Here is a 2,498-nt window from a genome sequence, read left to right on the forward strand (position 1 = left end):
ACATCGCCGGCGCGACGGATCACCACCGTGTCGCCGATCTGCACGTCCTTACGTTGCACCTCGTCCATGTTGTGAAGCGTGGCGTTACTCACGGTTACGCCGCCGACAAAGATGGGCTCGAGGCGCGCGACCGGCGTCAGCGCGCCAGTGCGACCGACTTGAAACTCCACGTCTTTGACGATCGTGTTCTCTTCGTGAGCCGGGAATTTGTGTGCGATGGCCCAACGCGGCGCGCGAGCGACGAAACCGAGATCGCGCTGTTGAGCGAACTTGTTGACCTTGTAGACGACGCCATCGATCTCGTACTTGAGTGAGCCGCGTTTCTCACCGATGTCTCGGTAGTACTCCAAGCAGCCTTCCACGCCCTGCACCACTTTCACCAGCGGCGAGACTTTGAGATTCCACTCGCGCAGTTGCTCCAGCACTTCGCTGTGTTTGGCGGGAAGTTTCCAATTGCCATGTTCGCCGACCGCGTAGAAAAACACGTCGAGCGGTCGACTTGCCGTGAGACGCGGGTCGAGCTGACGAATCGTGCCAGCAGCTGCGTTGCGTGGATTGACGAAGACTTTGTCGCCCTTCTCCAGCGCGCGCTGATTCATCGCTTTGAAACCAGCGAGCGTCATGAACACTTCGCCGCGCACATCGATCACATCAGGAGCTTTACCGCGCAGCTGAGTCGGCACGGCCTTGATGGTGCGGACGTTGTGAGTCACGTCTTCGCCTTTCATGCCATCGCCGCGAGTCGCGGCTCGTACCAGCTTGCCGTTCTCGTACCGAAAGCTGATGGCCAAGCCGTCGAGTTTAGGCTCGGCGACGTACTCGATGGCCTTATCGGTTTCCAGACGTTCGCGCACGCGGCGATCGAAGGCGGTCAGCTCGTCGTCGGTGAATGCGTTGTCGAGCGACAGCATCGGCGTGGTGTGCTGCACTTCCTGCAGCTCGCTGACCGGTGTCGCACCCACGCGCTGCGTGGGCGAATCGGGCGTGATCAGGTCGGGATGGTCCGCCTCGAGTTGTTTCAGTTCGTTGAGCAGGCGGTCGTACTCGGCGTCGGAGACTTCCGGATCGTCGAGCACGTAATAGCGATAGTTATGATGCTCCAGCTGGCGACGCAGATCCTCTGCGCGCGCCGCCGGCGAACGTCGCGTCACTCCTGATAACCCTCGGATCTACTGGCAGACGAACGCGTGCTGGCGCCCGGCGGTGGCCGCTCGAAATCCCGCACTTCCTGTTTCATGCGCTCGATCCGATGCACTGTCAACGGCACACCGCGATCGTCCTGAAGCACCCCGCCCAGCGTCTGATGCAGACGGCGAGCACAAGCCACCAATTCGTTGAGTGCATGCATGCCCGGCACTGGGCCAGGCAATTGCGCAAACAGAGTGACGCCCGGATACAAGGTCTCGGGCATCTTCTCCGCATCGAACGTGCCCGGCTCCACCATGCTGGCAATGCTGAAGATGCTCTGGCCATCGCTGTGCGTGCGATGGAACACGTCGTACTTGCCGAGAGCGAGCAGTTCTTCCTGCAACACTTCCTGCAGCTTGGCGCCTTCGATCTTCTGCGGAGCCACGCTCAAGCGCAGCGACAGAATCTTGCGACGCTCGGATGAGCGACGTAGCGACGACGTTTCGCTGGAAGACAAGGTCGGAGCAGTTGTCGCCGCGGGTGTCACCGGCGCCGCCGACACCGGCAACTCTTCGGTGACCGAGTCGGTGCCCAACGTCGGCTCGACTCGACCGCGACGAAAATCAGGGATGGATCGCGGCGGCTCATCGTCAGTCGCAGGCGCGACTTCTCTAGCCACCGTTCGCGACGGCTCGGCTCGTGCCGCACGCTCGACGCGGCTTTCGGCCAGCGGTTCGGCCCGAGGGCGCACCGGTCGCACCGCCGTTTCTTCGTAGTCGTCGTCGAGCGCTACGCTGCCGGTATCGTCATCGGCTTGCTCGACTTCGTACTCCGGCTCTTCGTAAGAGGCAACTTCGTCCCGCTCGTACGCCGGCTCACGACGCGAGTCGCTGAAGCCGTGAGGTTGTAACGACGGCTCCGGGCGACTGCGCATCGCCACGTCTTCGTCAACCGCAGCCGAGCCTCGCCGCCCCCACAGATAAATACCTGCGAGCAACACGATACCGAAGCCGATCAGAATCCAACGCAACTCGCTCATGCAGTCCGCGTGCCCGCTTATTCGTTATCGAACCTACATCTAGGCCAATACAGCGCCACCATTACATTGCTGCCAGGCGCACCGCTTCGTCGACGTCGACCGCCACCAGGCGCGACACGCCCGGCTCGTTCATGGTCACGCCCACCAGCTGCGTGGCCAGTTCCATCGTGGTCTTGTTGTGAGTGATGAAAATGAACTGCACGCGCTCGGACATTTCCTTGACGGTGTTGCAGAAGCGGCCGACGTTGGCTTCGTCGAGCGGCGCGTCCACCTCGTCCAGCAAACAGAACGGGGCCGGATTCAATTCGAAAATCGAGAACACCAAGGCCAC

General features: G+C 61.6%; 3 protein-coding genes. All 3 read right to left on the bottom strand.

The window, feature by feature from the left end; genetic code table 11:
• Nucleotides 1-1,151: NAD-dependent DNA ligase LigA (ligA, locus tag JNL55_RS20525; RefSeq protein WP_293858085.1), on the bottom strand; the 1,151-nt coding region annotated here is incomplete at its 3' end.
• Nucleotides 1,148-2,167, bottom strand: coding sequence for a cell division protein ZipA C-terminal FtsZ-binding domain-containing protein (locus JNL55_RS20530; protein ID WP_293858087.1), 1,020 nt, complete (start codon nucleotides 2,165-2,167; stop codon nucleotides 1,148-1,150). The genes JNL55_RS20530 and ligA, both read right to left, overlap by 4 nt.
• Nucleotides 2,168-2,228: 61 nt before the next feature.
• A partial coding sequence (locus JNL55_RS20535) for a hypothetical protein (protein ID WP_293858089.1) occupies nucleotides 2,229-2,498 on the bottom strand: 270 nt, incomplete at its 5' end.

The organism is Steroidobacter sp. (assembly GCF_016790065.1).
GTDB lineage: Bacteria > Pseudomonadota > Gammaproteobacteria > Steroidobacterales > Steroidobacteraceae > Steroidobacter.